The following is a 261-nucleotide window of genomic DNA, read 5'->3' as shown; positions in this document are numbered from 1 at the left end:
CTCGATACTAGACAAGTTCATGAAATTCTCCATTAATAACTGTGGTGATTGGAGGGAAGAGAGTAATTACAAACTCAATTCATTTGAATTTGAGAAAGATGTGATGCGTTTTTTTTCCCAACTATTTAAGATATCTCATCAAGAAAGCTGGGGGTATATCTCAAATGGAGGCACTGAAGGTAACTTATTTTCATGTTATTTAGCTCGCGAGCTATTTCCAACCGGCTATATTTATTATTCTGAAGAAACACATTACTCGGT

Annotated in this window: 1 pseudogene; it reads left to right on the top strand. The window is 35.2% G+C overall.

What is annotated here, in order from left to right:
* Window positions 1–19 precede the first annotated feature (19 nt).
* A pseudogene (locus IQR33_RS34705) lies at window positions 20–261 on the top strand (histidine decarboxylase); the annotation flags it as partial.

It is taken from the genome of Vibrio sp. OPT46 (assembly GCF_015163535.1).
Classification (GTDB): domain Bacteria; phylum Pseudomonadota; class Gammaproteobacteria; order Enterobacterales; family Vibrionaceae; genus Vibrio; species Vibrio alginolyticus.
Note: the sequence above shows the minus strand (reverse complement) of the source record. Positions and strands in the feature narration are given on the sequence as shown.